This is a genomic window from Aminobacter sp. 01T433, from assembly GCF_056398585.1.
In genome coordinates, this window is sequence record NZ_JBFTPR010000011.1 from 119428 (window position 1) to 144878 (window position 25451).

The following is a 25451-nucleotide window of genomic DNA, read 5'->3' on the forward strand; positions in this document are numbered from 1 at the left end:
TGAGCTTATTGGCGCCGTCAGTTCGACGCGAGTTCCATGATCTTCACCTGGCTGGCCTCGGCGCGATCGAGGAAACCGGTCACCCGGCCCTCATGCACCACCATGATGCGATCGCTCATGCCCAGCACTTCGGGCATCTCCGACGAGATCATGATGACACCCACGCCCTGCCCGGCGAGCTTCGAAATCAGCCGGTGGATTTCCGCCTTGGCGCCGACATCGATGCCGCGGGTCGGTTCGTCGAGGATCAGGATCTTCGGTTTGGTCAAAAGCCAGCGGGCGATCAGCACCTTCTGCTGGTTGCCGCCCGACAAGTTGATGATCGGCTCGGCCATATCAGGCGTTTTCACCCTGAGTGCCTGGCTGATCTCGATTGAATCCTTGGTCAGCTGCTTTTGCTTGACGAAACCGTTCTTGACGTAACCCGACTGCAGCACCGCCATCTGGGTGTTTTCCTGGATGTCGAGCAAAAGGAAGCAGCCGGTTTCCTTGCGGTCCTCCGTCAGGAAGGCCATGCCGTGCCCCATCGCCTCAGCCGGGCTATTGATGCGCACGCTCTTGCCGAACAATTCGATCGTGCCGCCGTTGGCGGGCGTTACGCCAAACAGCGTTTCGGCGATGTTCGAGCGGCCGGAGCCGACCAGACCGGCAATGCCGAGAATTTCGCCCGCGCGCAGATCGAACGACACGTCGCTGAACACGCCTTTTAGCGTCAGTCCCTTGGCTGACAGCACCACCTTGCCGATCGGCACTTCCTCCTTGGGGAACATCTGGGTGATCTCGCGCCCCACCATCATGCGGATGATGTCGTCGCGCTTCACCTCATGCGAGGAATTGGTGGCGATATATTTGCCGTCGCGGAACACCGACACCTCGTCGGCGATTTCAAACAGTTCGTTCATCTTGTGGGTGATGTAGACGATGCCCTTCCCCTGCTCCCGCAGGGTGCGGATGATCGTGAACAGGTGATCGACCTCGCGCTCGGTCAGCGCCGATGTCGGCTCGTCCATGATCAGCACGTCGGATTCGTAAGACACTGCCTTCGCGATCTCGACCATCTGGCGGTTGGCGACGCTCAGCGTACCGACCTGCACATCGGGGTCGATGTCGATATTGAGGCGCTTGAACAGCGCTGTCGTCTTGCGGCGCATCTCGCCGTGATCGACGAAGCCGAAGCGGCTTGTCGGCTCGCGCCGGATCCAGATGTTTTCGGCTACCGTCATCGGCGCCATCAGGTTCAGCTCCTGATGGATCATGGCGATGCCGTTTTCGAGTGCATCGAGCGGACCGTTGAGCTTGATGTCCTTGCCACGCAGCTTGAAGCTGCCGGAGTCGGGCGTATAGATGCCGGCAATGATCTTCATCAGCGTCGACTTGCCGGCGCCGTTTTCGCCCATCAGCGCATGCACGCTACCGCGCTTGAGGCGAAGCTGGACATTGTCGAGGGCAAGCACGCCGGGAAATTCCTTGCGCACGTCGGCCACTTCGAGAAGATAGTCAGGTGCAGGCACAGCGCCGCTTTCGCGTGCTGCCTCGGTCATGCCAGGGCTCTGCATATCTGTTCTCCCAGACCCGGCTCAAGCGCGGCTTGAGACACGGAGGAAAATGCGCCGCCGCCATGCGGCGACGCATTTCATGGATCATATCAGTTCTTGGAGGTGAACTGTTCCATGTTTTCGGGCGTCACCAGCTGGAACGGGATCCAGACCTTGGGTTCAACCTTCTCGCCCTTGGCAAGCGCCATGGCCGCCTTGATGGCCCCGCCACCCTGGCCGGCCGCGTCCTGGAACACCGTCACGTCGAGGTCGCCAGCCTTCATATAGGCAAGCGCTTCCTGCGTGGCGTCGACACCGCCGACGACGACGTCCTTCATGTCCCAACCGGCGGCCTTCATAGCGTTGATCGCGCCGATCGCCATGTTGTCGTTGTTGGAAACGACAGCGTCGGGCTTATGTCCGGCTGCGATCCAGTTGGTCATCAGGTCCTGCGCCTTGACCGGGTCCCAGCCAGCCGTCTGCTCGTCGATGATCTTCATGAACGAGCAATCGGGCGTCGCGATCACGTCGTGAACGTCCTTGGTGCGCATCTGCGCAGCCTGGTTGGCCAGGTCGCCCTGCATGACCAGGATGCCGGCTTCGGTCTTGCCAGCCGCTTTCAACAGGCGGCAGATTTCCTTGGTCTCGAGCGTACCGGAATCGGCTTCGTTCGACGCCACGAACGCGCCCTTTTCACCAAGCGCATCGACGTCGATCGGCTGGCGATTGACATAGACGATCGGAATGCCAGCATCGTTGGCGAGCTTGGTCATCGGCGCGGTCGCCGAGGTATCGACGGCGTTGACGATGATGGCATCGACCTTGGCGGCGATGAAGTTCTGAACCTGCGAAAGCTGCTTGTTGACGTCGTCATCGGCAATTTCGATCACGACCGGCTGGCTCGCATCGGCCGCGGCCTTTTCGATACCCTTGCGCAGGACGGTCAAAAACGTGTCGGAATTGGCCATGCTGACGCCGATGTCGGCGGCAAACGCCGAGCCAGTCATCAGCGCGCACATCGCTGCGCCGAGCAAATATTTCTTCATGATCACTCTCCTCCAAGAATGGTGCCCGGCCGCACCCCATAGCGCCGGAAGTCCGCGGCTGCGCCGAAGACCCATTTCCACGGACGCCGCCATCGCTCCTCCGCGATAACAGTGCGCCGCCCGCCTTCCGATGGTGCCGACCCTGATTTCAGAATGTTCGGGCCGTGCTTTTTGTATATGAAATGTTTATTCCATATTCCAAGCGGACGTCAAGAGATATTCCGCTGCTGAGCATCGGCAGGGCATCGGATTTGGGTTCGATGAACAGGCGCGCGGAACCGAGCCGCCCACGCTTGCGCAGGCGACCTGCCAGCACGCTTATTTTCAGACGCGTGACTTGATGAATTCGATGCTCGCTGCGAGCGCGTCGGCAGGGTCGGCAAGACCGTGGACGGCGGGCGAAAACGGCTCGAACGACAACAGTCCGGCATAGCCGCCCGCCATCAGCGCGCGAATCTGGCCGATATTGTCGAGCCGGTCGCCGGCGTCGACCAGGATGCGGTGCGGGTCGCGCATGTCGGATACGCTGACCGCTTGATCATCGACACCGGAGATGTGGACCAGTCCGGTCATTCCAGGAAAAATCTCCGGCTCGCCGGCGAGGTGATGATGGAACGTGTCGTGCACCATGCGGAAGGTAGCCGCGCCATCGATGTCGCCAATCGCCTCCGCGGCTTCGCGCTTGGAGCGCAGCGAACAGACCTCAAAACCCAGCGGTTCGACCAATCCACGAATGCCCCTGTCGCCCAAGATCGACTTCAGTGCCGTGAGCGCCATCCGCACATTGCGTTGCCGCTCGCCTTCGCCCTGCCCCGAACCGTCATTGACCGGAACCAGGACGAGTGCCGCAGCACCGACATCTCGGGCATAGTCGGCGAGTTCGATGGCCTCGGCCTCACGCGCCGCATTCCACTCGTTGAATCGCTGCAGCGCATTGATGCTTGATATGGATATTCCATTTTCAGCGGCCAGCTCGCGGATCGCCTTGGCCGGCGTGCCATCGAGAATGGCGTTGCCGGAAAGATCATTGCGAATTTCAACATGGCCGATGCCGAGTTTTTTGCTCAGCGCGAAGAACCCAGCGGGCGATAGCCCCGGTGCCGCCATGTGATTGAGCGCGAAAGTGAGCTTGCTGGTCGCTGCCATGCCGACATCCTCCCGGGAAACAGGCCGCGGCGATGTGCCGACGGCATTTCCATTCCATTCCGCCCGACTTGCGGAATAGTCAATCTGAAAAATGACGAGAAACCATCATTGCTGATAGATTCAGGGTCAGATGTTTTCCGGCAGATAGATGTCGAACGGCAGGAAGGTCTGTCCCGGCGCGTTAGCCGCCCCCTCCTCGATCGAATGCGCCATCAGCCCGACAAGTTCGCGGCACAGCGGCTGGAGCGGGGTGGCGATCACCATCACGGCCAGCCCCTCGGCAAGTGCCGCACGCGTCTCGGTGGTGATCTCGTTGCAGATCAACACCGGCAGAGGATCGGGCCTGAGCTGCCGCAATGCCGAAATCGATCCTTCGATGCCACCGCCAGCGACGTAACAGCCGACAAGGTCAGGATGCCGCGCAAGGAGGCCTACAACCGACTCATGGGTCATCTCATGGGATTCGTGATTGACGATCGTCTCCAGCACGGTGAATTCAGGCGCGTGTTCGCGGAAGAACGCGCGAAAGCCGATCTCGCGCAATTCGTGCCCATGAAAGCGATGGCTACCAACGAACAGCGCCACCTTCCCCGGTTTTCCAGCGCATTTGGAGATCATCCAGGCGGCAGTGCGCCCGACCTTGAGATTGTCGATGCCCACATAGCCTTCGCGCACGCCCGTGGCGAAATCGGAAAGCAGCGAGAAGACCGGAATGCCCCGCGCCTTCATCTCGGCGACCGCGGCCGTCACTGTCGGATGGTCTGGGCTGACCAATGCGACGGCGTCGCAATTGGCCGCCAGCCGATGCAGCCGTTCGACGATTTCTTCGGGTGCCAGCGACTCGGCGAAGTCGATTGCGGCCACCCCTCGAAAGCGCTGAGCCTGCGCAATCGCCTTTTCCAGCTCGCTTGCGAAGGTGCGGTAGAACACGTCCTTCGGGCGCAACAACAAGAAGCCGAGCCGGTATTCGGGCAGTTCCTTGCGCATGCGCTGCGCGATCAACCCGGCAGCGTGATAACCGATGCCTGTCGCAGCCTCATAAACGCGCCGCGCCGTTTCCTCGCGCACCGGCAGGCGGCCGTTGAGCACGCGGTCGACGGTCGCGACACTGACGCCTGAAACGCGGGCGAGATCCGAAATGGTGGGCCGCTTGCTCATGGTCGCTTCCTAGCACATGTCAGCCCACCATAGCCCATCGTGATAGAAAATGATAGAAACTATCATCTTCCGATTGAGAGAATTGCATGAGAGGATTATGGTTCTTTCCGTAAACGGCCTCCCGGACAGACATCGCCGAGCCGTTTCCGACTTCAGGGAGAGAGCCATGACCGTGACGCCATCGGCGCGCGACTACAGCCTCGTCGGCCAGGACTCCAGGCGTGCCGTGGAAAGCGGCCTCGCCGCCGCCGAGTGGTACCACACCGACATTCCCCGCAAGCAGATGAAGGAGCTGATGCAGCGCTCCGACGGCCCGGCCATTCGCGACACCGCCATCTGGCTCGGCCTGCTCGTTGCCTTCGGTGCAGCGGGCGCTGCCCTCTGGGGCAGCTGGTGGTGCGTTCCCTTCTTCCTTTGCTACGGCGTGCTCTACGGCTCGGCCACCGACTCGCGCTGGCACGAATGCGGCCACGGCACCGCCTTCAAGACGCAGTGGATGAACGACGTTGTCTATCAGATCGCCTGCTTCATGATCATGCGCAATCCGGTGACCTGGCGCTGGAGCCACACCCGTCATCACACCGACACCGTCATCGTCGGCCGCGATCCCGAAATTGCCGTCATGCGACCGCCGGGCCTTTTGCGCGTCGTGCTCAACTTCTTCGGCATCATCGATGTCTGGCACGCACTGGTCGACATGATCCGCAACGCGGCGGGCGTGTTGAGCCCTGCTGAAAAGACCTTCGTCCCCGAGCAGGAGCAGCACAAGGCGATCCGCATCGCCCGCATCTGGGTGGTGATCTATGCGCTCACGATCGGCCTGGCTGTCTATCTCGGCTCATGGCTGCCGCTGATGTTGATCGGCCTGCCGCGCCTCTACGGCGCCTGGCACATGGTGATGTGCGGCCTGCTGCAGCATGGCGGCCTCGCCGACAACGTCATCGACCATAGGCTCAACAGCCGCACCGTGCTGATGAACCCCATCAGCCGCTTTACCTACTGGAACATGAACTACCATGTCGAACACCACATGTTCCCCATGGTGCCCTATCATGCGCTGCCCAAGCTGCATGAGATGATCAAGCACGACCTGCCCGCGCCAAACCCGTCGATCCTGGACGGCTATCGCGAGATGGTGCCCGCCTTCCTGCGCCAGCTCCGCAACGAGGACTATTTCGTCAAGCGTGAGCTGCCGGCGACGGCGCGGCCCTATCGCGACGACTTCCACCAGGCAACGGCAATAGCCGCGGAATGACGCCTCCCAAGGCATAGCGAAGGGGCGGCTATTTGGTCGCCGCCCCAACCCAAGAAATTCTCAGGGAGAGAGACGATGAGTGACTGGGTGGAGGCCTGCGCGGCCGACGACATCAACGAAGAAGACGTCATGCGTTTCGACCATGACGGACGCACCTTTGCCATCTACCGCAGCCCGGAAGACGAGTTCTTCGCCACCGACGGCCTGTGCACGCATGAGCAGATCCATCTGTCGCAAGGTCTGGTCATGGGCGACATCATCGAGTGCCCCAAGCACAATGGTCGTTTCAACTACAAGACCGGAGCCGCCCGTGGCGCGCCCGTCTGCGTCAACCTCAAGACCTATCCGGTGAAAGTCGACGCCGGCAAGGTCTTCGTCCAGCTGGGTTGAAACCGATGGCGGCAGGAATGGTCATCATTGGCGCCGGAGAATGCGGCATCCGCGCGGCCTTTGCACTGCGCGAGGCAGGTTACGACGGTAGCGTCACCCTGGTCGGCGCCGAAGCGCATCTGCCTTACGAGCGTCCGCCGCTGTCCAAGGACGCGATGGTCGACCCCGAAGCACCATCCATCAAAACCATAGCAGATACGGCGCGCCTCGCAGAACATGGCATTAACCTGCTCGGCTCGACATCGGCCATCTCGATCGACCGCGCCAACCGCTCGATCCGCCTCACCGACGGGTCCGATCTTGCCTACAACAAGCTTTTGATTGCAACGGGCTCTCTCCCGCGCAAGCTGCCGCTTCATGGTCTTGGGCCGCGCTGCGTTGATCTCCGCACTTTCGACGATGCGCTCGCCATCCGCGCCCATTTGCGCGCCGGTTCGCATGTCGCCATCGTCGGCGGCGGCTTCATCGGTCTCGAACTCGCAGCGTCCGCCCGCAAGCTCGGCGCCGAAGTCACAGTCATCGAGGCTCAGCCGCGCATCCTGATGCGTGGCGTGCCCGAAGAAATCGCGCAGATCGTCCACGAGGCACACTATGCCGAGGGCGTCGACATCGTCTGCGGCGACGGTATCGCCACGATCGAAGACAATGGCGCCAGCGTCCAAATCACGCTTTCAAGCGGGCGGATTGTTGCGGCCGACCTCGCCATCATCGGCATCGGCGCGGTTCCCGTCACCAATCTTGCCGAAACATCGGGACTGACGCTCAACAACGGCATTGCGGTCGACGCCCAGCTGCGCACCAGCGATCCGCACATCTTTGCCGCCGGTGATTGCTGCTCGTTCCCGCTCGCTGTCTATGGCGACCGCCGTGTGCGGCTTGAGTCCTGGCGCAGCGCCCAGGAGCACGGCGCGCTCGCCGCGCGCAACATGCTGGGCGCTGAAGAGGCGCATGCATCGGTGCCGTGGTTCTGGTCCGACCAGTACGGCCTCACCCTGCAGATCGCCGGCCTGCCCGACGAAGGCAAGCACAGCGTGCGCCGCGATCTCGACGACGGTGCCTTCATCTTGTTCCACCTCAAGAACGACGGCCGCCTCGTCGCCGCCAGCGGCATCGGCCCAGGCAATGCTGTCGCCCGCGACATCAGACTGGCCGAAATGCTGATTGGAAAATCGGCACGTCCAGATCCGGCAGCCCTCGCCTCGCCCTCGACCAAGCTCAAGAGCCTGCTCGCCGCCTGATTGAGGCAAAAGCCGCTTGAGAATCGAATGGCTTTCCGTGACTCTGCGTTTGGGGTGGCTTGCCTCGCGGAGGTGTCAAACATGCCGGTCACGGAATTCGGACGGTTGGACGACGGGTCGATCGTCGAAGCGATCACCATTGCTGCGCCTGGCATCGAAGCCAAAATCCTCACCTTCGGCGCAACACTTGCCGATCTGATCGTTGAGACACCAAGTGGAGCGCGTTCGGTCATTCTCGGCTTCGAGGGTCTCGACGGCTACCTCGCCCATGGCGGTTATTTCGGCGCCATTGCCGGGCGCTGCGCCAACCGCATCGCCGGTGGCCGCTTTACCCTCGATGGAAAGGAACATCAGCTCGATCTCAACGAAGCCGGCCGCACCCATTTGCATGGCGGCGGCGACGGCTTCTTCCGCCGCAACTGGACCATCGTCGACACCAACGACAGCTCAGTCCTGCTCGCCCTGACCTCGCCTGATGGCGACCAGGGCTATCCCGGCAAGGTCATCGCCACCTGCCGCTACTCGCTCACATCAGGCCGCTTGAGCATCGCGCTCGGCGCGCGCGCGGACGCGCTCACCTTGGTCAATCTCGCGACGCATGCCTATTTCAACCTCGATGGCTCAGGCTCGATCCTCGACCACCGCCTCAAGATCGCCGCCGAGGCCTACACGCCGGTCGACGGACAAAGCATTCCAACGGGCGAAGTGCTGGCGACTGACGAAACCATCTTCGATTTCCGCGAGCTGCGCCCGATCCGAAACGGGCAGGACGGTGCGCATACCGCTTACGACCACAATTTCGTCCTGGCCATGCAACCAGCACCCGAACCATGGCACGCAGCCCGGCTTGAGGGCGCGCGGTCCGGCATCCGGCTCGACCTTTGGACCACAGAACCGGGGCTGCAATTCTACGACGGAGCTTTCTTGCCGGTTGCACCGCCCTTGCGCGGCGGCATCGAGCCGGTACGCCATGGCGCGCTATGTCTGGAGCCGCAGCGCTTCCCCGACGCCATCCATCACTCGCATTTCCCGAGTGCCGTGTTGCGGCCGGGCGAGATCTATTCGCAGGTCACCGAATATCGATTCTCGACGGTGGAGTAGACCGCCTACACCCAGCCGCCGTCGACGACGAAATTCTGCGCCGTGCACATGCGGGAATCGTCAGCGGCGAGAAACAGCGCCATGCGCGCAATGTCGTCAGGCATCACGCGCCCGGCCAGGCACTGGGCCTTGTCGATCTCGGCGTTCGCGGCTTCATCGACCCAGAGCTCGAGCTGGCGCTTGGTCATCACCCAGCCCGGCACAAGCGTATTCACCCGGATGCCATGTTTGCCAAGGTCGCGGGCAAAGGACCGCGTCATGCCATGCACCGCCGCCTTGGACGACGCATAGATCGGATAGCCGCCCGACGCCTTCATCCAGCCGATCGAGCCGAAATTGACAATCGACCCGCAACCCGCAGCAATCATGCCGGGCGCAACCGCCTGGATGGAAAAAAACGCGTGCCGCAAATTCACCGCCACGCGGCTGTCGTAATAGTCCGGCGTCACCTCGCGCCAGTCGTGGCGCGTATCGTTGGCGGCGTTGTTGACCAGCGCAAGCGTTGGCCCGTGCAGTGCTTCGATCTCGGTGATCGCCTGACGATAGGCCTCGATGTCGGTGACATCGCACTGCCGGAAAACAACCGTGCCGCCTGCCGCCACCACTTCGTCGGCCAGCATCTTCCCCTCATCCTCCGCCAAGTCGACAAAGCCGACCTTGGCGCCCTGCCCGGCAAAGCCCCGCACCAGCGCCTCGCCGATGCCGGTCGCCCCTCCCGAGATCAGCACCGGACGGCCTGCAAGGCTCGGATAATTGCTCATCATCGCGTCGCTCATCTCGGCACCTCACAACGCCCGCACGGCAACCGGCGCAGCCGTTCGTGCCAGCTTGAGCGGGTTTCTCAGCGGCAGGCCGAAATCCTTGGCCTCTATCTCGAACACGTCGCCGGGCTCGGCCTTCACCCCATCCGCAAAAGACAGCGTTGCCGTGCCGAACATGTGCACATGCACGTCGCCCGGCTGGCGGAAGACGCCATATTTGAAATGATGGTGCTCGAGATTGGCGATGGTGTGGGACATGTTGGCCTCGCCCGACAGGAACGGCTTTTCCCATATCGTCTTGCCCGCACGGACGATCCGCGAGGTACCCCTGATATCAGCCGGAAGATCGCCCACCAAAATCTCCGGACCGAAGGCGGCATTCCTGAGCTTCGAATGGGCAAGATAGAGATAATTGATACGCTCGGTCACGTGGTCGGAAAACTCGTTGGCGAGCGCAAAGCCGATGCGATAGGGCGTGCCGTCGTCGCCGACGAGATAGATACCGGCGATCTCCGGCTCCTCGCCGCTGTCGAGCGCGAAATAGGGCGACACCAGCGCTTTGCCGGGATCGATCACCATGTTGCCGTTTCCCTTGTAGAACCACTCAGGCTGAACGCCCGCCTGCCCGCGCGCCGGCCTGCCGCCTTCGAGCCCCATGCGAAACATCTTCATGGAGTCGGTCAGTGCCTCTTCGCCTTCAGAATTGAGCTTCTTGTGCATGCTGTCGCGCGCCGCCGCCGAGCCCAGATGGGTAAGTCCTGTGCCGGTGAGATGCAGATGCGCGGGATCTGGATGCCGGACCGGCGAAAGCAGTTGCCCGGCGCGCGCCGCCGCATCGAGGTCGACCGCTTCGCCCAGGCCGCGATCGGCAACGACGGTGGCAAGCGTAGTTCCGGCGCGAACCGCCTCCAGCGCCAGCGCATAGATCGACTTGGCATCGTTGACCAAGCGCGTAGTCTCACCCTCGCGCACCGCGACGCGGCTCTTGCCATCGGCGGAGATTATCTGGGACATCAGCATTCCGGCACTCCTTTCGTTTCGCCGCAACCGTCTCCGGTGATCGACGAAAAACTTTCCCCCGCGAGACGGCGCACCGCCCGCGTCCAAACCTTCGATCTCATGATTGCGGCCCTGCCTCGCAGCGCCGCCGTCAGCCGCCTCTGCGGCTCAAGTCTTGTTCTTGTTGTAGACGTCGAACACCACCGCCCCGAGCAGCACCAGGCCCTTGATCACCTGCTGCCAGTCGATGTTGACGCCCATGATCGACATGCCGTTGTTCATCACGCCCATGATGAAGGCGCCGATGACGGCTCCCGCCACCTGACCGACGCCACCCATAGCCGAGGCACCGCCAATGAACACGGCGGCAATGACGTCGAGCTCGAAGCCCAGCCCCGCCTTAGGCGTCGCGGTATTGAGGCGTGCGGCGAAGATGAGGCCGGCCAGCGCCGCAAGCACCCCCATGATGATGAAGACGGTGAAGGTCAGCCGCTCGGTCTTGACGCCCGAAAGCTTGGCCGCCTTCTCGTTGCCGCCCATGGCGTAGATGCGCCGGCCAAGTGTCGTGCGCTTGGTGACGAACACGAACAGCGCGATCAGCACGCCCATCACGATCAGCACGTTGGGCAGGCCCTTGTAGGATGCCATCATGTAGGTGAGGAACAGAACGATGCCGGCGATCACCACGTTCTTGGCGACGAACAGCACGAAAGGCTCGGCCTCATAGCCGTGCTTCTCGCGGCTCGCGCGGCTCTTGATGGCGAAATAGAGCATGGCCGCGACGATCGCCACGCCGATCACCAGCGTGGTCGAATGCAGCTTCACCCCGGCGATCGTCATCGGCCCGATCACATCAGGGATGAAGCCGGCGCTAAGCAGCTGGAATTCGGGCGGAAACGGTCCCACCGACTTTCCGCCCAGCAGCCACAAGGCGAGGCCCTTGAACACTAGCATGCCGGCGAGCGTGACGATGAAGGACGGGATCTTCATATAGGCGATCCAGTACCCTTGGCTCGCCCCGATGAAGCCGCCGACAACCAGGCAGATCAGCGTAGCGAGGATCGGATCGAGCTTGTATTGCACCATCAGCACCGCCGCGATCGCGCCGACGAAGCCCGACACCGACCCGACCGACAGGTCGATGTGGCCGGAGACAATGACCAGCAGCATGCCTAGCGCCATGATGATGATGTAGCTGTTCTGCAGCACCAGGTTGGTGAGGTTCACCGGCTTGAACAGGACACCGCCGGTGAAATACTGGAAGAACACCATGATGGCGATCAGCGCCAGCACCAGGCCATAGTCGCGCAAATTGCTTTGCCAGGCCGAGCGCGCCGCGGAGTTTGCCGGCCGACTGGCCCGCGCTGCCGTTTCTGTGCTCATGATGCTTTCGCCTCCCCGCGCACGATGGCGCGCATGATCTTTTCCTGGCTCGCCTCGTTGCCGGCCATTTCGCCGACGATGCGGCCTTCATTCATCACGTAGATGCGGTCGCAGATGCCGAGCAGTTCCGGCATCTCCGAGGAGATGACCAATATGCCCTTGCCCTCGCCGGCCAGCCTGTTGATGATCGTGTAGATTTCGTATTTGGCACCGACGTCGATGCCGCGCGTCGGCTCATCGAGGATCAAGACGTCGGGATTGGCAAACAGCCACTTCGACAGCACCACCTTCTGCTGGTTGCCGCCGGAAAGGTTGCCGGTCTTCTGGTAGACGCTCGACGAGCGGATATTGGTCTTCTTGCGATAGTCGTTGGCGGCATTCAGCTCGGCGATGTCGTCGAGAACCCCGCCATGCGACACCGCCTTGAGATTGGCGACCGTCACATTGTGCTTGATGTGGTCGATCAGGTTGAGCCCGTAGGTCTTGCGATCTTCGGTGGCGTAGGCGAGCCCATGTGCCACCGCGCGTCCGACAGTCGAGGCATCGACCTTCTTGCCGTGTACGAAGACCTCGCCGCTGATCCTGGTGCCGTAGCTCTTGCCGAACACGCTCATGGCGAACTCGGTGCGCCCGGCTCCCATCAGCCCGGCGATGCCGACGACCTCGCCCTTGCGGAGGTTGATATTGACACCCTTGATGATCTGCCGGTCAGGATGCACGGGGTGATGCACCACCCAGTCCTTCACCTCGAAGATCGTCTCGCCGATGTTGGGCGAGCGGCTTGGAAAGCGGTCCTCCAGCGTGCGCCCCACCATCGAGGTGATGATGCGGTCCTCGCTGATTTCGTGCGGGTCGAGCGTCTCGATGGTCTGGCCATCGCGCAGGATGGTGATGCGGTCGGCCACCTTGCTCACCTCGTTGAGCTTGTGCGAGATCAGGATCGAGGAAATGCCCTTGCTCTTGAACTCGATGAGCAGCTGCAGCAGCGCGTCGCTGTCTTTTTCGCTCAACGATGCCGTCGGCTCGTCGAGGATGAGCAGCTTCACTTCCTTCGACAGCGCCTTGGCGATCTCCACCAGTTGTTGCTTGCCGACACCGATATTGGTGATCAGCGTGTCGGGGTCCTCGCGCAGGCCAACGCGCTTGAGCAGTTCGGCAGCACGCCGCCTGACCAGGTTCCAGTCGATGATGCCGTAGCGCGACTGCTCGTTGCCGAGGAAGATGTTTTCGGCAATCGACAAGAGCGGCACCAGCGCCAGTTCCTGGTGAATGATGACGATGCCCGCACGTTCGCTGTCGTGGATGCCGCCGAAACGGCATTCCTGGCCCAGATAGCGGATTTCACCCGAATACTCGCCAAAGGGATAGACGCCTGACAGCACCTTCATCAGCGTTGATTTGCCTGCGCCGTTCTCGCCGACGATGGCCAGGATCTCGCCGGCCCGAACGTCCAGATTGACGTTCTGCAGCGCCTTGACGCCCGGAAACGTCTTGGTGATGTCGCGCATTTCAAGGATTGTGCTGTCCGTCATCCGAATTCTCGATCCAGCAACGAAGAAGGCAACCGCAAGCGCAGTCTGCCGCACTTCTGGAGAGAAGAAAACGCCTATGCGCCGAGCCTGCCCTTCCCCCGCAAGATGCAGGAGAAGGGTTGGGTTCGAAGGGCGCCTTCGCTTACTTCAGCTCGTCGGCCTTGATGTAGCCCGAGCCGACCACGATCTTTTCGTAGTTGGTCTTGTCGACGGCCACCGGCGTCAACAGGTAGGACGGAACCACCTTCACGCCGTTGTTGTAGGTCTTCTCGTCGTTGATTTCAGGCTTGCCGCCCGAAAGCACGGCGTCGACCAGATTGGCCGTTACCTTGGCGAGTTCACGCGTGTCCTTGAACACGGTCGAATACTGTTCGCCGGCGATGATCGCCTTGACCGAAGGCACTTCGGCATCCTGGCCGGAAACGATCGGCCATGGCTGGTCGGCGGTGCCGTAGCCGACGCCGCGCAGCGACGAGATGATGCCGCGCGACAGGCCATCATATGGCGACAGCACCGCATCGACGCGGCTGCCGTCGGAATAGTTGGCCGACAGGATGTTATCCATGCGTGCCTGGGCGACAGCACCGTCCCAGCGCAGCGTGCCGACCTTCTGCATGCCCGTCTGGCCGGACTTCACCACAAGTGTGCCCTTGTCGATCAGCGGCTGTAGCACCGACATGGCGCCGTCGTAGAAGAAGAAGGCGTTGTTGTCGTCGGGCGAACCGCCGAACAGCTCGACGTTGAACGGACCCGGCTTCCCAGGATAGCCGAGGCCCTGGAGCAGCGATTCCGCCTGCAGCACGCCGACCTTGAAATTGTCGAAGGTGGTGTAGAAGTCGACATTGCCGCTGTCGCGGATCAGACGGTCATATGCGATGACCTTGACGCCCTTGTCGGCGGCTTGCTGGAGGACGGCCGACAGCGTCGTGCCGTCGATCGAGGCGACGACCAGCGCCTTGACGTCCTTGGTCACCATGTTCTCGATCTGGGCGAGCTGGTTGGGGATATCGTCTTCGGCATATTGCAGGTCGGCGTTGTAGCCCTTGGCCTTGAGTGCTGCGACCAGTTCGTTGCCGTCGCTGATCCAGCGCAGCGAAGACTTGGTCGGCATGGCGATGCCGACGGTGCCCTTGTCCTGGGCATGCGCCTGGTAGGACATGGCAGCCAGGCTGACCGCGAGCGCGGCCACGAACGTCTTGATGATCTTCACCTTCTTCTCCCTTGTGAAGTGCCGGCACGCGGACGCGAGCGCACGCGCGTGGCCCCGCCATGAACGGCGCGGCAAAGCCAGTTTGTGCAACATTCTCCCAAAGAGCCGCGAGCCCTGCGTTTCCTCCGCTCGATGCTCCAGCGCCCGGCTGGATTGTATCGAACTCGCGACGGCCACCAGAATTATGGAGTACGACATAACAGTCAAATGCAATCTTAGATGTTTCTCATATCATTTCTGGTATGCTTTTCGACGAGGGCGCCAAGCCCGCGCAACAGCCTGGGAGGAGCTGAAGCCATGGTCGACATCCCGGTCGACGTGCGGGTGCTGGGTTCGAGCGTTCGTCTCAGCGAAAGCGAGACGCTGCTGCGCTCCGGCCTCAAGCTCAGGCACATGCGCATGGTTGTCGCCCTTGAGGACCACGGCCAGATCAGCGCCGCAGCGCAAGTCATGAACATGTCCCAGCCGGCCGCCTCGCGCATGATCTCCGAGATCGAGGATATCCTTGGGGTGCAGGTCTGCGAACGGCTGCCGCGCGGCATCAGGCTGACGCCTTATGGTGCCGCCCTTGCCCGGCGCGGCCGCGCCATCCTGCTTGAAATGCAGCAGATCGACCGCGAAATTTCCGATCTCAAGTCAGGCAAGGGTGGTTCGGTCGTCATGGGCGCGGTGACAGCCCCTGCGATCGAACTCGCCGTGCCGGCGATCCGCAAGATCCGCCAGCGCTATCCGCGCATCGAGATTTCCGTCCAGATCGAAACAAGTGCCGTGCTGGCGCGCGAACTGCTCGCCTCGCGACACGACTTCATCATTGCCCGCATTCCCGACGACCTGGACCCGCGCCTGTTTGAAAGCCGCATCATCGGCATCGAAAAGGCCTGCCTCATCGTCCGGCGCGGCCATCCGCTGGCTGGTTCCGGCACGGTCCCGCTCGAGCGCCTCGCCGAATTCGACTGGGTGTTCCAGCCCGGCGGCTCGCTGCTGCGGCAGACCGTTCAAGGCATCTTCATGAGCCGCAACGTGCGCATGCCCGACCGCATCCTCAACACCAGCTCACTGCTGCTGACGCTGGTGATGGTGGCCCAGTCCGACGCCATCGCCCCCATCGCCGTCGACGTCGCCAAATTCGTCAACAGCGAGAGCGGCCTTGCCGGGGCGATCGAAATCCTGCCGATCGCCTTCGACATCAATGTTCAGCCCTACAGCCTGATCATGGTGCGCGGCCGCACATTGTCACCGACAGCGCAGCTGCTGCACGATCACATATTGAGGGAGATTGCCTGACCTCAAACCCGTTCGCACAACGCCTCGAAGAACGCGACATTGTCGAGGTCGAGCGGATCGTCGACCGGCAGCGCCTGCGACGACATCTTGGCGATGACCACTTCGGCCTTCGGATCGACATAGAGCCACTGGCCGTGGATGCCGATGCCGCAATAGGCATTGGCCTTGTTGCCGCTCTGGTACCACTTGTTGCGATAGCGGCCATTGGCGAAGAGGTTGACCATGTCGCCGCGCTGCCACGCCCCGGCATCGCCGCCATGGACCGTGTCGTCGACCCAGGCCTGCGGTACGATCCGCCCGCCCAAAGCCGCTCCACCCTGCCGCATCATCTCGCCGACGCGGGCAAGGTCGCGCGCCGAAACCGACACACCACCGGCAGCTCGTGCGGAGCCCTCGCCATCAACGGTCACGAAGCCGTCGCGCTTTGCGCCGAGCGGACGCCACAGCTTCTCTGACATCAGGTCGGCATAACGCTGGCCCGACGCGCGCTCGACGATGATGCCGAGCAGGTCGGAATTGGGCGAACGGTAGCGGAAGGTTTTGCCATGCGGCTCGTCCAGCTGCTGCAGCGTGACCAGGAATTCGCGCAACGTTTCGCTCCCACCGCCCGGGTTCCACATGGTGGCACGGCGATAGCGTGCAAACGCACTTTCGGGATCGAGATAGGCTTCCTCGAAATCGAGACTGACGGTCATGTCGAGCACGTGCCGCACCGTCGCATTGGCATAGACCGAACCCTTGGCCTCGGGCACATAGGTCGTGACGGGTGCGTTCGGATCGAGCTTGCCGTCGGCCTCAAGTGCTCCGGCGAGGATCGCCGTCAGCGACTTCGAGATCGAAAAGATGATATGGCGCGCGTCCGGTCGCATCCTTGGCGCGAACCAGTCGCCGACGAAGCGTCCCTTCTTCATCACCACCAGAGCGTCTGCCGACGAGCGTTCGAGGAAGCCGGCAACCGTCTCGTTCCGGCCGTTGATCGCAACGTTTTCGGCAAGCAGCCCGCCCAGATCGACCGGCGTGCCTTCGAGGTTCCCTTCAACGGCTGATATCCGCGCACTGCGCACCATTTCGCCGACATTCTGGAAAGCCCAGCGGCTGTAGGGCTCCTCGCGCCAGTTGGCGAGCGCAACATCGTTGCGGGCAAAGCCAAAAGTCTGCTCGAACACGGTGGATGACGTCATGATCTTATCCTGCTGCTAATCTTTGCGTTCAGGCCAGTGCCTGAGATATCGCGTGCACGGCCTTCAAGGTCGCCACCGAATAGGGTACCGAGGTGAAATCGGGCCAGGTCGACAGCTTCACCGTCACCATCCTTGTGTCCCAGTCGATATGGATGAGCTGCCCGAACACGCCCCGGCACATCAGCGCGCGCGAGCGAGGGTCCTCGATCCAGAACTGGTTGCGGTAACTGCCTTCCAGCATCGAGGCGCTGTAGTCGGGGCCATGCACGCCATTCCGCGTCTCGGCGATCCACGCAGCCGGCACGATACCGGCACTGTCTTCGAGGATCGTCTGGCCGAAGCGGGCATAGTCGCGCAGCGTCGCGTTGAAGCCGCCATCGGCCAACGCATAGCCGGCGCTATCGACGGTGAAGAACGCACTCTCTTCCGCGCCGATCTTCTGCCACAGTTCTTCCGATACAAGCTGCGGCAAGCGCTTGCCCGTCGCACGCTCCATGATGAAGGCCAGCACGTCGGTCTCGATCGAGCGGTACTCGAATTGAGCCCCATGCGGGCGCGTCGTTTCGGTCAGCCGCAGGATCAGTTCGAAGACGCTTTCCGGCCAGTGAAACGCTGGGTCTGTACCAGGCGGAACCGCCTTCCAGCCCGAGGCGACATCGACCTGGCCGATGTCGGAATAAGGATCTGTGTAGGCCTCGTTGAAGCGCGTGCCCGATGTCATGTCGAGCACGTGCTGGACACTTGCGCCGCGCCAGCCAGTCGCGGCCAGTTCAGGCAGATAGTCGGTGACCGACCTCTTTGGATCAACGATCCCGCGCCCCGCCAGGATGCCGAACACCGTTCCGGTCACCGACTTCGCCACCGATTGCGAAAGATGCGGAGTGCGATCGGTCATGCCGTTGAAGTAGCGCTCATAGGCGATCTTGCCGTCCTTGAGCACCAGGATGGCGTCCGTGTAGGTCTCGTCGAGCAGGCCAGCCAGCGTCGTCGGCCTGCCTTCGCTGTCTGTGACCGCCAACTGGTCGAGATCGACCTCGGCACGCGGCAGCGCGCGCACCGGCCCCGCGCCGCGCCATACCTCGGCGGTCGGCAGGATTTCGCGGATATGCTGGAACGACCAGCGGTTCCAGGGCGGGGTGTCCCAGTTCAGCCGGGACGGCGCCATGGCCGGCGGCGAGCCCTGCATGATCGGCGGCGGCACATCGCTGTTGCGGTAGGAACTCATGGCATCACCAGCCCGAAATGGAAAAGCCCGGCACCACCAGGTGCCGGGCTCTGATGGTAGGCTTACTTCTGAAGCTCGGTCCAGATCTTGGTGTAGATCGCATCGACCTCCGCCGGGCACATGATGGCCATCGTGCCATGCGGCTTGCTGGCTTCCGGAATGACGATCTCGGGTGCGTCCTTCATCTCTGCCGGCATGAACTTCTCCGACCCGGCAATGCCGTTGGCATAGCGATGATAGGCGGAAAGCCCGGCCGCGATCTCGGGATCCATGATGAAGTTCTGGAACAGCTTGGCGTTCTCGACGTTCTTGGCGTCCTTCAAGACGACGACGTTGTCGCTCCAGTAGGTGAAGCCTTCCTTCGGGTAGCCGAAGTGAACTTCGGGGCGCGCCAGGCGGATGCGCAACCCGGCCCCGTTCCAGGTCGTGGAGGCCTGGAAATCGCCAGCCTTCATCTTGTCGATGGCGCCATACTCCATGGCGATCCAGTTCGGCTTGGCCGCGACCAGCAGGTCGCGCACCTTCTTCAGCACTTCCTTGTCGCCGGTGCACTGCTTGCCGCCGACATAGTGGACGGCGGCAGTCATGACGTCCTTCATCTCAGGAACGACGTTGACCTTGCCCTTCAGCTCATCCGGCGTGTTGAAGATGATGCCCCAGGTGTTGATATCGCCCTTGTAGGTGTTGGTGTTGACCACGGTGCCAACGGTACCCCAAGCCCACGGCACGGAATATTTGCGGCCGGGGTCGAAATCGGGATTGGCCCATTCCGGCGCGATGTTCTTGGCGTTTTCCATGCCGCCGGGATTGGTCTCGAGCAAAAGACCTTCGTTGATCCAGATTGGCAGATGCGTCTGCGAGGGAACGGCGATGTCGAAGCCGCTGCCGCCCTGGCGCACCTTAGCCAGTGCCGTGTCGTTGGAGTCGTAGTCGGTGATCGTCACCTTGACCTTGTACTTCTCCTCGAACTTCTTGATGACGTCCGGGTTGGTGTAATTGCCCCAATTGTAGATGTTGAGCGCACCTTCGGCGTGGGCCAAGCTGGTTGCGGCCAGCAGCGCCAGGGCCGCGGTGGCGGCGGACAATCTCGATTTCACGGCAATACTCCTTCAGTTACCTGTGACGTCTTCTGCCACGTGCAGAAAAAACGCTTGTGACAGCCGGGATCGAAATCCCGGCTGCGTTGATGTTGGCTGGACGCCTGCGCGAAGGCTTACTTCTGCAGTTCGGTCCAGATCTTGGTGTACAGCGCCTGGATTTCCGGCGCGCACAGGCGCTGCAATTCGCCGCGCGATTTTTCAGCCTCTGGAATGATCACTTCCGGTGCGTCCTTCATGTCGGCCGGCATGAACTTGTCGGAACCGGCGATGCCGTTCGCATAACGGTGGAAGGCCGAGTTGAGTGCCGCGTTTTCCGGATCCATCATGAAGTTCTGGAACAGCTTGGCATTCTCGACGTTCTTGGCTTCCTTCAGCACAACGACGTTGTCGCTCCAAAGGCCATAGCCTTCCTTGGGATAGTTGAAGTGGATCGCCGGATTGGCAAGGCGCTGGCGCAATGCCGAACCGTTCCAGTCGCTGGTCGCCTTGAAGTCGCCGGCACCCATCTTCTCGATGGTGTTGTACTCCATGGCGATCCAGTTCGGCTTGGCAGCGACAAGCATGTCGCGCACCTTCTTCAGAACCGTCTTGTCGTCGGTGCACTGCTCGCCGCCGACATATTTGATCGCCGCAAACATCACGTCGTTCATTTCGGGAACGACATTGACCTTGCCCTTCAGCTCTTCGGGCGTGTCGAAAATGATGCCCCAGCTATCGGCCGGTCCCTTGTAGGTATCGGTGTTGACGACGACGCCGATCGTACCCCAGGCCCATGGCACCGAGTATTTGCGGCCGGGATCGAAGTCGGGATTGGCCCATTCCGGCGCGATGTTCTTGGCGTTTTCCATCTTGCCCGGATCGGTCTCCTGGATGAGGCCTTCCTTGATCCAGATCGGAATGAAGGTCTGAGACGGAATCGCGATATCGAAGCCGGTGCCGCCCTGGCGCACCTTGGCAAGTGCTGTGTCATTGGAGTCGTAGTCGGTGACGGTGACCTTGACGTTGTACTTCGCCTCGAACTTCTTGATCATCTCGGGGCTGATGTAATTGCCCCAGTTGTAAATGTTCAGCGCGCCTTCGGCGGAGGCGAGGCTGGTCGAAGCCAGCAGCGCCAGGCCAACGGCCATCGACATGGATTTCAGGTTCATCATTCCACTCCCGTTGAACTAATCCCGTTTTCTGCTCATGATGAAGAACAGTGTGACGATGACGACCGACAAGAGCAGGAAGACGGTCGAGATCGCATTGACCTCCGGCGTGATGCCGCGGCGGATTTGCCCCAGCATGTAGGTTGGCAACGTGTCCTGGCCGCCCGACTTGACGAACTCGGTGATGACCACGTCATCGAGCGAAATGACGAAGGCGAGCATCAACCCGGCGATGATGCCGGGCCAAAGCAGCGGCAGTGTGACCCTGCGGAACGCTTTCCATGGCGTGGCATAGAGATCGGCTGCCGCGCGCTCGAGCGTCAGGTCCATGTTCTCGAGCCGCGCCCGGATAGGCAGGTAGGCGAAAGGAATGCAGAACGCCGTATGCGCGGCGATCAGATAGCCAAGCCCCGAATAGCCGGTCGCGATCTTGACCTGGGCAAAGAAGATCAGCAGCGCCACGCCGGTGACGATTTCCGGCACCATCAGCGGCTGGTTGATGAAGGCATATTTGAACGTCAGCCCGCGATAGGGTTGTGTCCGCGTCGTTGCCAGTGCCGCCATGGTTGCGGCAATCGTCGCCATGATTGCAGCCGCCGAAGCGATCTTCAGCGAACGCCAGGAGGCGTCGATCACCTGCACGTTGTTCCAGGCGGAGACGAACCAGCGCAGCGAAAAGCCACCCCACTCCGAAACCGAGGTCGACTCGTTGAAGGCATAGGCGACCAGCACCACGATCGGCAGATAGAGCAGCACGAAGCAGGTCGCAGCGATCGCGGTAAAGCCGGTCTGGTGTCGTATCGAAAACCGCTTAGCCATGACGCGCATCCGATCCGGACGTGTTGCGGACATAGACCAGCAGCGCCACCATCACGATCGCCATGACGGTGATCGACAAGGCGGCCCCCAGCGGCCAGTTGCGGCCCTGCCCGAACTGCAATTCGATCAGATTGGCGAACATCATGTTCTTGCCGCCGCCAAGCACGCTCGGCGTCACATAGGCGCCGATGGCCGGGATGAACACCAGGATCGAGCCGGCGATGACACCCGGCTTGACCATCGGGAAGATAATCCGGCGCAGCACCTGCCAGCGCGTGGCGTAGAGATCGTAGCCGGCCTCGACGAGACGGAAGTCGAGCTTTTCCATGCTGGCATAAAGCGGCAGCACCATCAGCGGCAGGTAGACATAGACCATGCCGACCATGATGGCGAAGTCGGTGAACAGCATCTGGATCGGCTGGTCGATGATGCCAAGCTTGATCAGGCCGGTGTTGATGATGCCCTCGTTGCGGATCACCTGCAGCACGGCGAAGGTGCGGATGAGGAGGTTGGTCCAGAACGGGATGGTGATCAAGAACAGCCAGATGTCGCGCGTCCGCTCCGAACGCGTGGCGATGAAATAGGCTGTCGGGAATCCGAAGATCAGCGTCGCCACGGTCGCCATGAGGGCAAGCTTCAGCGAGCGCCAGAAGATGGTCAGATGCGCGCTGGCAAAGGCCAGCGTGTCGTCGAAAATGTCGCGCTCAAGCAGGACCGACACCCAGCCGTCGGTGGAGAATTTCCACACCACGTCGCCATAGGGTCCCGGTGTCAGGAACGAGTAGATCAACACGATCAACAGCGGACCGGAGGCCGCCAGGAAGATGATGATCAGCGCCGGCGCCGACAACAGCCAGCGCTTGCGTACATCGCGGCTTTCATTGAGCTTTTCAACTTCCGCAGCAGTGGCCATGGCTCAGTCCTTCAGGATCTGGGCCGCGTCGTCACCAATGACGACGCCGACGCGCTCGCCGCGCTCGAAGGTAGCATCCGCTCCGCGCGCATTCTGCTGGCGAACGGTGAACGTCTCGCCATCGTCCAGCTTGATGTGAACATGCGTATCGGTGCCGAAATAGACGACGTTTTCGACAACGCCCGAAATGTCGCCCTGCCCTTTGACTGCCTTTGCGTGCTCGGGCCGGATCACCACAGTCGCGTCGCCATCGGGCTTGAAGCCCTCGGCAACGGTCGCCGAGATGGTGGCGCCGGACTTCAGTGTCACCTTGGCCCTGCCGCCGTCGAGGCTGTTGATCCGGGCGTCGAGGAAATTGGTCTCGCCGATGAAGTCGGCGACGAAGCGCTCGGCTGGGCGATCGTAGATGTCGCGCGGACTGCCCACCTGCAGAATCTTGCCCGACGACATCACCGCGATGCGGTCGGACATCGTCAGCGCCTCTTCCTGGTCGTGGGTGACGAAGATGAAGGTGATGCCGGTCTCGTGCTGCAGCCGCTTGAGCTCGATCTGCATTTCCTTGCGTAGCTTGTAGTCGAGAGCCGACAACGGCTCGTCGAGCAACAGCACCTTGGGCTGCGGCGCGAGCGCACGGGCCAAGGCGACGCGCTGTTGCTGGCCACCTGAAATCTGGCTGGTGCGGCGCTTGGCGAGCTTTTCCATGCGCACCAGCTTCAGCATCTCGGCCACCCGCGCATCGATCACGGCGCGCGGCTTGCCCAGCATTTCGAGACCGAAGCCGATATTCTGTTCCACGGTCATATGCGGAAACAGCGCATAGGACTGGAACACCGTGTTGACCGGCCGCTTGAACGGCGGCAACGGCGCAATATCGCTGCCGTAAAGCAGGATCTCACCTTCGGAAGGGAAGTCGAAGCCGGCGATCAGCCGCAAAAGCGTGGTCTTGCCGCAACCCGATGGTCCGAGCAGCGTGAAGAACTCGTTTTCCCTGATCGACACCGAAACGGTGTCGAGCGCCGCTACCTGTGCCTCACCCGTTCCAAAGACTTTACGAACGCCGCGAACTTCAATCGCATTCCTACCCGGTGTGTCCGGCACGCATAACGCCCCATTGTTTCGTCCACCTTCACAGTGGAACTTTTTTCCCCGTTCAATTGTCACCACAGGCCACGCGGCTTGGCAACAACAGCACTCAATCAATTCGCCAGGCCACTCAGGCCTGGTAGGTCACCCTGCCACCGCAGATCGTCGTCACCGGCCGAACCTCATGCAGACCTTCAGGCGCTGTCGCTTCGAGATCGGCCGACAGCACGACCAGATCGCCGAAAAAGCCGGGCTTTATCAGCCCCTTCTTGTCTTCCATGAATTCGGCATAAGCCCCCTCGAGCGTGTAGCCGGCCAGCGCCTGTTGCAGCGAAACACGCTGGTCGGGCATGTCGTCCGCCCAAGGCTTGCGCAGCATGGCCGCCTGCATGCCCAGGATCGGGTCGATGGGCGCCACAGGCCAGTCCGATGCAAACACCACATGGGCGCCGGCATCGATCAGCGTGCGCGTCGGGTAGGCATAAGGCCAGCGCTCGCGGCCGATCCGCGACACAGTCGGCTCAAGCGGGAAGCTCATGCCTCCAGGCGGATGGGGCGGCTGCATCGAGGCGATGACGCCGAGATCGACAAAGCGCGGAATATCGGTCGCGGTGGTCAACTCGATATGTTCGACGCGGTGACGGCTGTCGCGCTTGCCATTAGCCTTCTGAGCTGCCTCGTAGCCGTCGAGCACGGCGCGCACGGCACCGTCGCCGATCGAATGCACGGCGATCTGCAGGCCGCGCCGGTCGATCTCGACGGCGATGCGCGAAAATTCCTCCGGCGAAAACAGCGGCTCCCCAACCCAGTCGGGGCGGTCGGCATAAGGCTCGATCATGACGGCCGTCCAGGAGTCGAGCACGCCGTCGTAAAACAGCTTCACCATGCCCGAAGACAGCCACTCGCTGTTGTAGCGCTCGGCCATGTCCGATGCCTTGTCGAGCATGTCGAGGGTCATGAAGTTCTTGTAGTGGAACGGGACCTTTACCCGGCAGATCAGGTCGCCCTCGGCCTCGACTTCCGACAGGAGTTCGAGCTGGTAGTAGTTGCCGTCCATGTTCTGGACCGAAGTGATGCCGTGGCGCGCGCACCAGTCGAGGCCGCGGCGCATGATGGCGCGGTCGCCGGCACGTTCCTCCGCGTTCGGCATCGGGTCGGGCTCGCCGCCGGTCGAAAGCCCGAGCCGCACGCGCCCCTCACCGGCAAGCTTCAGCACCGGGTTGAACGCCTCGTTTTCGCGCAGCTCGCCTTCAGCCAGGCCGTCGGCGCCCATGACGATCTCGTTGCCGGGCGTCAGCTCGCGCCCATGCAGCACTTCGGCCATCTCGAGCGCCCGGGTGTTCGCCCAATACGTGTGGTGGTCGGGTGCCGCCATCAGGAACGGCCGGTCGGGCAGGATCGCGTCGAGATGATGCCGTGTCACGCGCTCAGCGCCCAAGATCGTATAGTCCGCGCCTTGCCCCACCAGCATGCGCGCATCGGGCCGCGACCTGGCGTAGGCCTGCACCGCATCGCGCAAGGCTTCAAAGCCGTGGACGCCCGCGAGCTGGAGATGGGCGAGTTCGGCCGCACCCGAAAAGAGATGCATGTGCGCTTCGATGAAGCCCGGCACCACCGATCCGCCACGGGCATCGATGACCTTGGTCTGAGGTCCGCGCAACGCTTCAACGGTTGCCTTGGCGCCGACGGCGGTGATCAAGCCGTCAGTGATGGCCACCGCTTCCGCCGCGGGCCGGGTCGGGTCCATGGTCAACACGCGGCCGTTGATGACGATCAGATCGGCATTGCGAACCGTTTGGACAGACATCGCGACTCCGCGCTTTTGACTGACAGAGACCGTTCAATCTTGGAAGGTTGAGACCGGTCCGCTGTCCCAGGAATTCCTCGCGTTTCCCTGAAGACAGCAACGGGAAAAAATGCGACTAATTATTCGCGTTTGTCAAT

Annotated in this window: 22 protein-coding genes; 5 read left to right on the forward strand and 17 right to left on the reverse strand. The window is 61.9% G+C overall.

The window, feature by feature from the left end:
• Window positions 1-17 precede the first annotated feature (17 nt).
• The 4 genes from AC1DLV_RS19635 to AC1DLV_RS19650 all read right to left on the reverse strand — a co-directional run bounded on the left by AC1DLV_RS19635 (window position 18) and on the right by AC1DLV_RS19650 (window position 4885).
• The gene (locus AC1DLV_RS19635) at window positions 18-1556 is read right to left on the reverse strand and encodes a sugar ABC transporter ATP-binding protein (RefSeq protein WP_476801603.1); all 1539 of its coding nucleotides are present in this window, start codon (window positions 1554-1556) and stop codon (window positions 18-20) included.
• An 89-nt stretch (window positions 1557-1645) separates the two neighbouring features.
• Window positions 1646-2581: a sugar ABC transporter substrate-binding protein gene (locus tag AC1DLV_RS19640; RefSeq protein ID WP_476801604.1), complete on the reverse strand. Its 936-nt coding sequence runs from the start codon at window positions 2579-2581 to the stop codon at window positions 1646-1648.
• A 324-nt stretch (window positions 2582-2905) separates the two neighbouring features.
• Entirely contained in the window at window positions 2906-3727 is an 822-nt protein-coding gene (locus AC1DLV_RS19645; RefSeq protein ID WP_476801605.1) for a TIM barrel protein, read from the reverse strand.
• 126 nt (window positions 3728-3853) lie between these two features.
• Window positions 3854-4885, reverse strand: coding sequence for a LacI family DNA-binding transcriptional regulator (locus tag AC1DLV_RS19650; RefSeq protein ID WP_476801606.1), 1032 nt, complete (start codon window positions 4883-4885; stop codon window positions 3854-3856).
• 166 nt (window positions 4886-5051) lie between these two features.
• Here AC1DLV_RS19650 and AC1DLV_RS19655 point away from each other — a divergent pair, with 166 nt between their 5' ends.
• The 4 genes from AC1DLV_RS19655 to AC1DLV_RS19670 all read left to right on the forward strand — a co-directional run bounded on the left by AC1DLV_RS19655 (window position 5052) and on the right by AC1DLV_RS19670 (window position 8869).
• On the forward strand, window positions 5052-6140 hold the full coding sequence (locus AC1DLV_RS19655) for a fatty acid desaturase family protein (protein WP_476801607.1): 1089 nt from the start codon (window positions 5052-5054) through the stop codon (window positions 6138-6140).
• Between the two features lie 75 nt (window positions 6141-6215).
• Window positions 6216-6530: a MocE family 2Fe-2S type ferredoxin gene (locus AC1DLV_RS19660; RefSeq protein WP_476801608.1), complete on the forward strand. Its 315-nt coding sequence runs from the start codon at window positions 6216-6218 to the stop codon at window positions 6528-6530.
• A gap of 17 nt (window positions 6531-6547) precedes the next feature.
• Window positions 6548-7768: an NAD(P)/FAD-dependent oxidoreductase gene (locus AC1DLV_RS19665; RefSeq protein ID WP_476801609.1), complete on the forward strand. Its 1221-nt coding sequence runs from the start codon at window positions 6548-6550 to the stop codon at window positions 7766-7768.
• An 81-nt stretch (window positions 7769-7849) separates the two neighbouring features.
• Window positions 7850-8869, forward strand: coding sequence for an aldose epimerase family protein (locus AC1DLV_RS19670; protein WP_476801610.1), 1020 nt, complete (start codon window positions 7850-7852; stop codon window positions 8867-8869).
• Window positions 8870-8874: 5 nt separating this feature from the next.
• Here AC1DLV_RS19670 and AC1DLV_RS19675 read toward each other — a convergent pair whose 3' ends face one another.
• The 5 genes from AC1DLV_RS19675 to chvE form a co-directional block, all read right to left on the reverse strand.
• Window positions 8875-9645, reverse strand: coding sequence for an SDR family NAD(P)-dependent oxidoreductase (locus AC1DLV_RS19675; RefSeq protein WP_476801611.1), 771 nt, complete (start codon window positions 9643-9645; stop codon window positions 8875-8877).
• 9 nt (window positions 9646-9654) lie between these two features.
• Window positions 9655-10650, reverse strand: coding sequence for an AraD1 family protein (gene araD1 / locus AC1DLV_RS19680; RefSeq protein WP_476801612.1), 996 nt, complete (start codon window positions 10648-10650; stop codon window positions 9655-9657).
• Between the two features lie 147 nt (window positions 10651-10797).
• Window positions 10798-12012: a multiple monosaccharide ABC transporter permease gene (gene mmsB, locus AC1DLV_RS19685; protein ID WP_476801613.1), complete on the reverse strand. Its 1215-nt coding sequence runs from the start codon at window positions 12010-12012 to the stop codon at window positions 10798-10800.
• Complete coding sequence (gene mmsA, locus AC1DLV_RS19690; protein WP_476801614.1) at window positions 12009-13544, reverse strand: multiple monosaccharide ABC transporter ATP-binding protein; 1536 nt, start codon at window positions 13542-13544, stop codon at window positions 12009-12011. The genes mmsB and mmsA overlap by 4 nt, the downstream gene beginning before the upstream one ends.
• Before the next feature lie 142 nt (window positions 13545-13686).
• Complete coding sequence (chvE, locus tag AC1DLV_RS19695) at window positions 13687-14754, reverse strand: multiple monosaccharide ABC transporter substrate-binding protein (RefSeq protein WP_476787903.1); 1068 nt, start codon at window positions 14752-14754, stop codon at window positions 13687-13689.
• 297 nt (window positions 14755-15051) lie between these two features.
• Between chvE and AC1DLV_RS19700 the strand changes: the two genes are divergently transcribed.
• Entirely contained in the window at window positions 15052-16038 is a 987-nt protein-coding gene (locus tag AC1DLV_RS19700; protein ID WP_476801615.1) for a LysR family transcriptional regulator, read from the forward strand.
• A gap of 2 nt (window positions 16039-16040) precedes the next feature.
• On the opposite strand, the gene AC1DLV_RS19705 is transcribed toward AC1DLV_RS19700, so the two are convergent.
• The 8 genes from AC1DLV_RS19705 to AC1DLV_RS19740 all read right to left on the reverse strand — a co-directional run bounded on the left by AC1DLV_RS19705 (window position 16041) and on the right by AC1DLV_RS19740 (window position 25314).
• Window positions 16041-17219, reverse strand: a complete 1179-nt coding sequence (locus AC1DLV_RS19705) for a serine hydrolase domain-containing protein (RefSeq protein WP_476801616.1) — start codon at window positions 17217-17219, stop codon at window positions 16041-16043.
• A 28-nt stretch (window positions 17220-17247) separates the two neighbouring features.
• Window positions 17248-18444 carry a serine hydrolase domain-containing protein gene (locus tag AC1DLV_RS19710; RefSeq protein WP_476801617.1) on the reverse strand — a complete coding sequence of 399 codons (1197 nt, stop codon included), beginning with the start codon at window positions 18442-18444 and terminating at the stop codon, window positions 17248-17250.
• A 62-nt stretch (window positions 18445-18506) separates the two neighbouring features.
• Window positions 18507-19541: an extracellular solute-binding protein gene (locus AC1DLV_RS19715; RefSeq protein ID WP_476801618.1), complete on the reverse strand. Its 1035-nt coding sequence runs from the start codon at window positions 19539-19541 to the stop codon at window positions 18507-18509.
• Window positions 19542-19657: 116 nt separating this feature from the next.
• Complete coding sequence (locus AC1DLV_RS19720; RefSeq protein ID WP_476801619.1) at window positions 19658-20692, reverse strand: ABC transporter substrate-binding protein; 1035 nt, start codon at window positions 20690-20692, stop codon at window positions 19658-19660.
• 18 nt (window positions 20693-20710) lie between these two features.
• Window positions 20711-21511, reverse strand: coding sequence for an ABC transporter permease (locus AC1DLV_RS19725; RefSeq protein ID WP_476801620.1), 801 nt, complete (start codon window positions 21509-21511; stop codon window positions 20711-20713).
• Window positions 21504-22424: an ABC transporter permease gene (locus AC1DLV_RS19730; RefSeq protein WP_476836215.1), complete on the reverse strand. Its 921-nt coding sequence runs from the start codon at window positions 22422-22424 to the stop codon at window positions 21504-21506. Before AC1DLV_RS19730 ends, AC1DLV_RS19725 begins: the two co-directional genes overlap by 8 nt.
• Before the next feature lie 3 nt (window positions 22425-22427).
• A complete protein-coding gene (locus AC1DLV_RS19735; RefSeq protein ID WP_476801622.1) occupies window positions 22428-23522 on the reverse strand; it encodes an ABC transporter ATP-binding protein in 1095 nt (364 codons plus the stop codon).
• Between the two features lie 115 nt (window positions 23523-23637).
• Window positions 23638-25314, reverse strand: coding sequence for an amidohydrolase (locus AC1DLV_RS19740; RefSeq protein WP_476801623.1), 1677 nt, complete (start codon window positions 25312-25314; stop codon window positions 23638-23640).
• Window positions 25315-25451: the final 137 nt, after the last annotated feature.

What these genes read in the sequence shown, in the direction of transcription:
- AC1DLV_RS19635 (WP_476801603.1), bottom strand. Translation starts at nt 1,556, where the DNA reads ATGCAGAGCCCTGGCATGACCGAGGCAGCACGCGAAAGCGGCGCTGTG.
- AC1DLV_RS19640 (WP_476801604.1), bottom strand. Translation starts at nt 2,581, where the DNA reads ATGAAGAAATATTTGCTCGGCGCAGCGATGTGCGCGCTGATGACTGGC.
- AC1DLV_RS19645 (WP_476801605.1), bottom strand. Translation starts at nt 3,727, where the DNA reads ATGGCAGCGACCAGCAAGCTCACTTTCGCGCTCAATCACATGGCGGCA.
- AC1DLV_RS19650 (WP_476801606.1), bottom strand. Translation starts at nt 4,885, where the DNA reads ATGAGCAAGCGGCCCACCATTTCGGATCTCGCCCGCGTTTCAGGCGTC.
- AC1DLV_RS19655 (WP_476801607.1), top strand. Translation starts at nt 5,052, where the DNA reads ATGACCGTGACGCCATCGGCGCGCGACTACAGCCTCGTCGGCCAGGAC.
- AC1DLV_RS19660 (WP_476801608.1), top strand. Translation starts at nt 6,216, where the DNA reads ATGAGTGACTGGGTGGAGGCCTGCGCGGCCGACGACATCAACGAAGAA.
- AC1DLV_RS19665 (WP_476801609.1), top strand. Translation starts at nt 6,548, where the DNA reads ATGGTCATCATTGGCGCCGGAGAATGCGGCATCCGCGCGGCCTTTGCA.
- AC1DLV_RS19670 (WP_476801610.1), top strand. Translation starts at nt 7,850, where the DNA reads ATGCCGGTCACGGAATTCGGACGGTTGGACGACGGGTCGATCGTCGAA.
- AC1DLV_RS19675 (WP_476801611.1), bottom strand. Translation starts at nt 9,645, where the DNA reads ATGAGCGACGCGATGATGAGCAATTATCCGAGCCTTGCAGGCCGTCCG.
- araD1 (WP_476801612.1), bottom strand. Translation starts at nt 10,650, where the DNA reads ATGCTGATGTCCCAGATAATCTCCGCCGATGGCAAGAGCCGCGTCGCG.
- mmsB (WP_476801613.1), bottom strand. Translation starts at nt 12,012, where the DNA reads ATGAGCACAGAAACGGCAGCGCGGGCCAGTCGGCCGGCAAACTCCGCG.
- mmsA (WP_476801614.1), bottom strand. Translation starts at nt 13,544, where the DNA reads ATGACGGACAGCACAATCCTTGAAATGCGCGACATCACCAAGACGTTT.
- AC1DLV_RS19700 (WP_476801615.1), top strand. Translation starts at nt 15,052, where the DNA reads ATGGTCGACATCCCGGTCGACGTGCGGGTGCTGGGTTCGAGCGTTCGT.
- AC1DLV_RS19705 (WP_476801616.1), bottom strand. Translation starts at nt 17,219, where the DNA reads ATGACGTCATCCACCGTGTTCGAGCAGACTTTTGGCTTTGCCCGCAAC.
- AC1DLV_RS19710 (WP_476801617.1), bottom strand. Translation starts at nt 18,444, where the DNA reads ATGAGTTCCTACCGCAACAGCGATGTGCCGCCGCCGATCATGCAGGGC.
- AC1DLV_RS19720 (WP_476801619.1), bottom strand. Translation starts at nt 20,692, where the DNA reads ATGAACCTGAAATCCATGTCGATGGCCGTTGGCCTGGCGCTGCTGGCT.
- AC1DLV_RS19725 (WP_476801620.1), bottom strand. Translation starts at nt 21,511, where the DNA reads ATGGCTAAGCGGTTTTCGATACGACACCAGACCGGCTTTACCGCGATC.
- AC1DLV_RS19730 (WP_476836215.1), bottom strand. Translation starts at nt 22,424, where the DNA reads ATGGCCACTGCTGCGGAAGTTGAAAAGCTCAATGAAAGCCGCGATGTA.
- AC1DLV_RS19740 (WP_476801623.1), bottom strand. Translation starts at nt 25,314, where the DNA reads ATGTCTGTCCAAACGGTTCGCAATGCCGATCTGATCGTCATCAACGGC.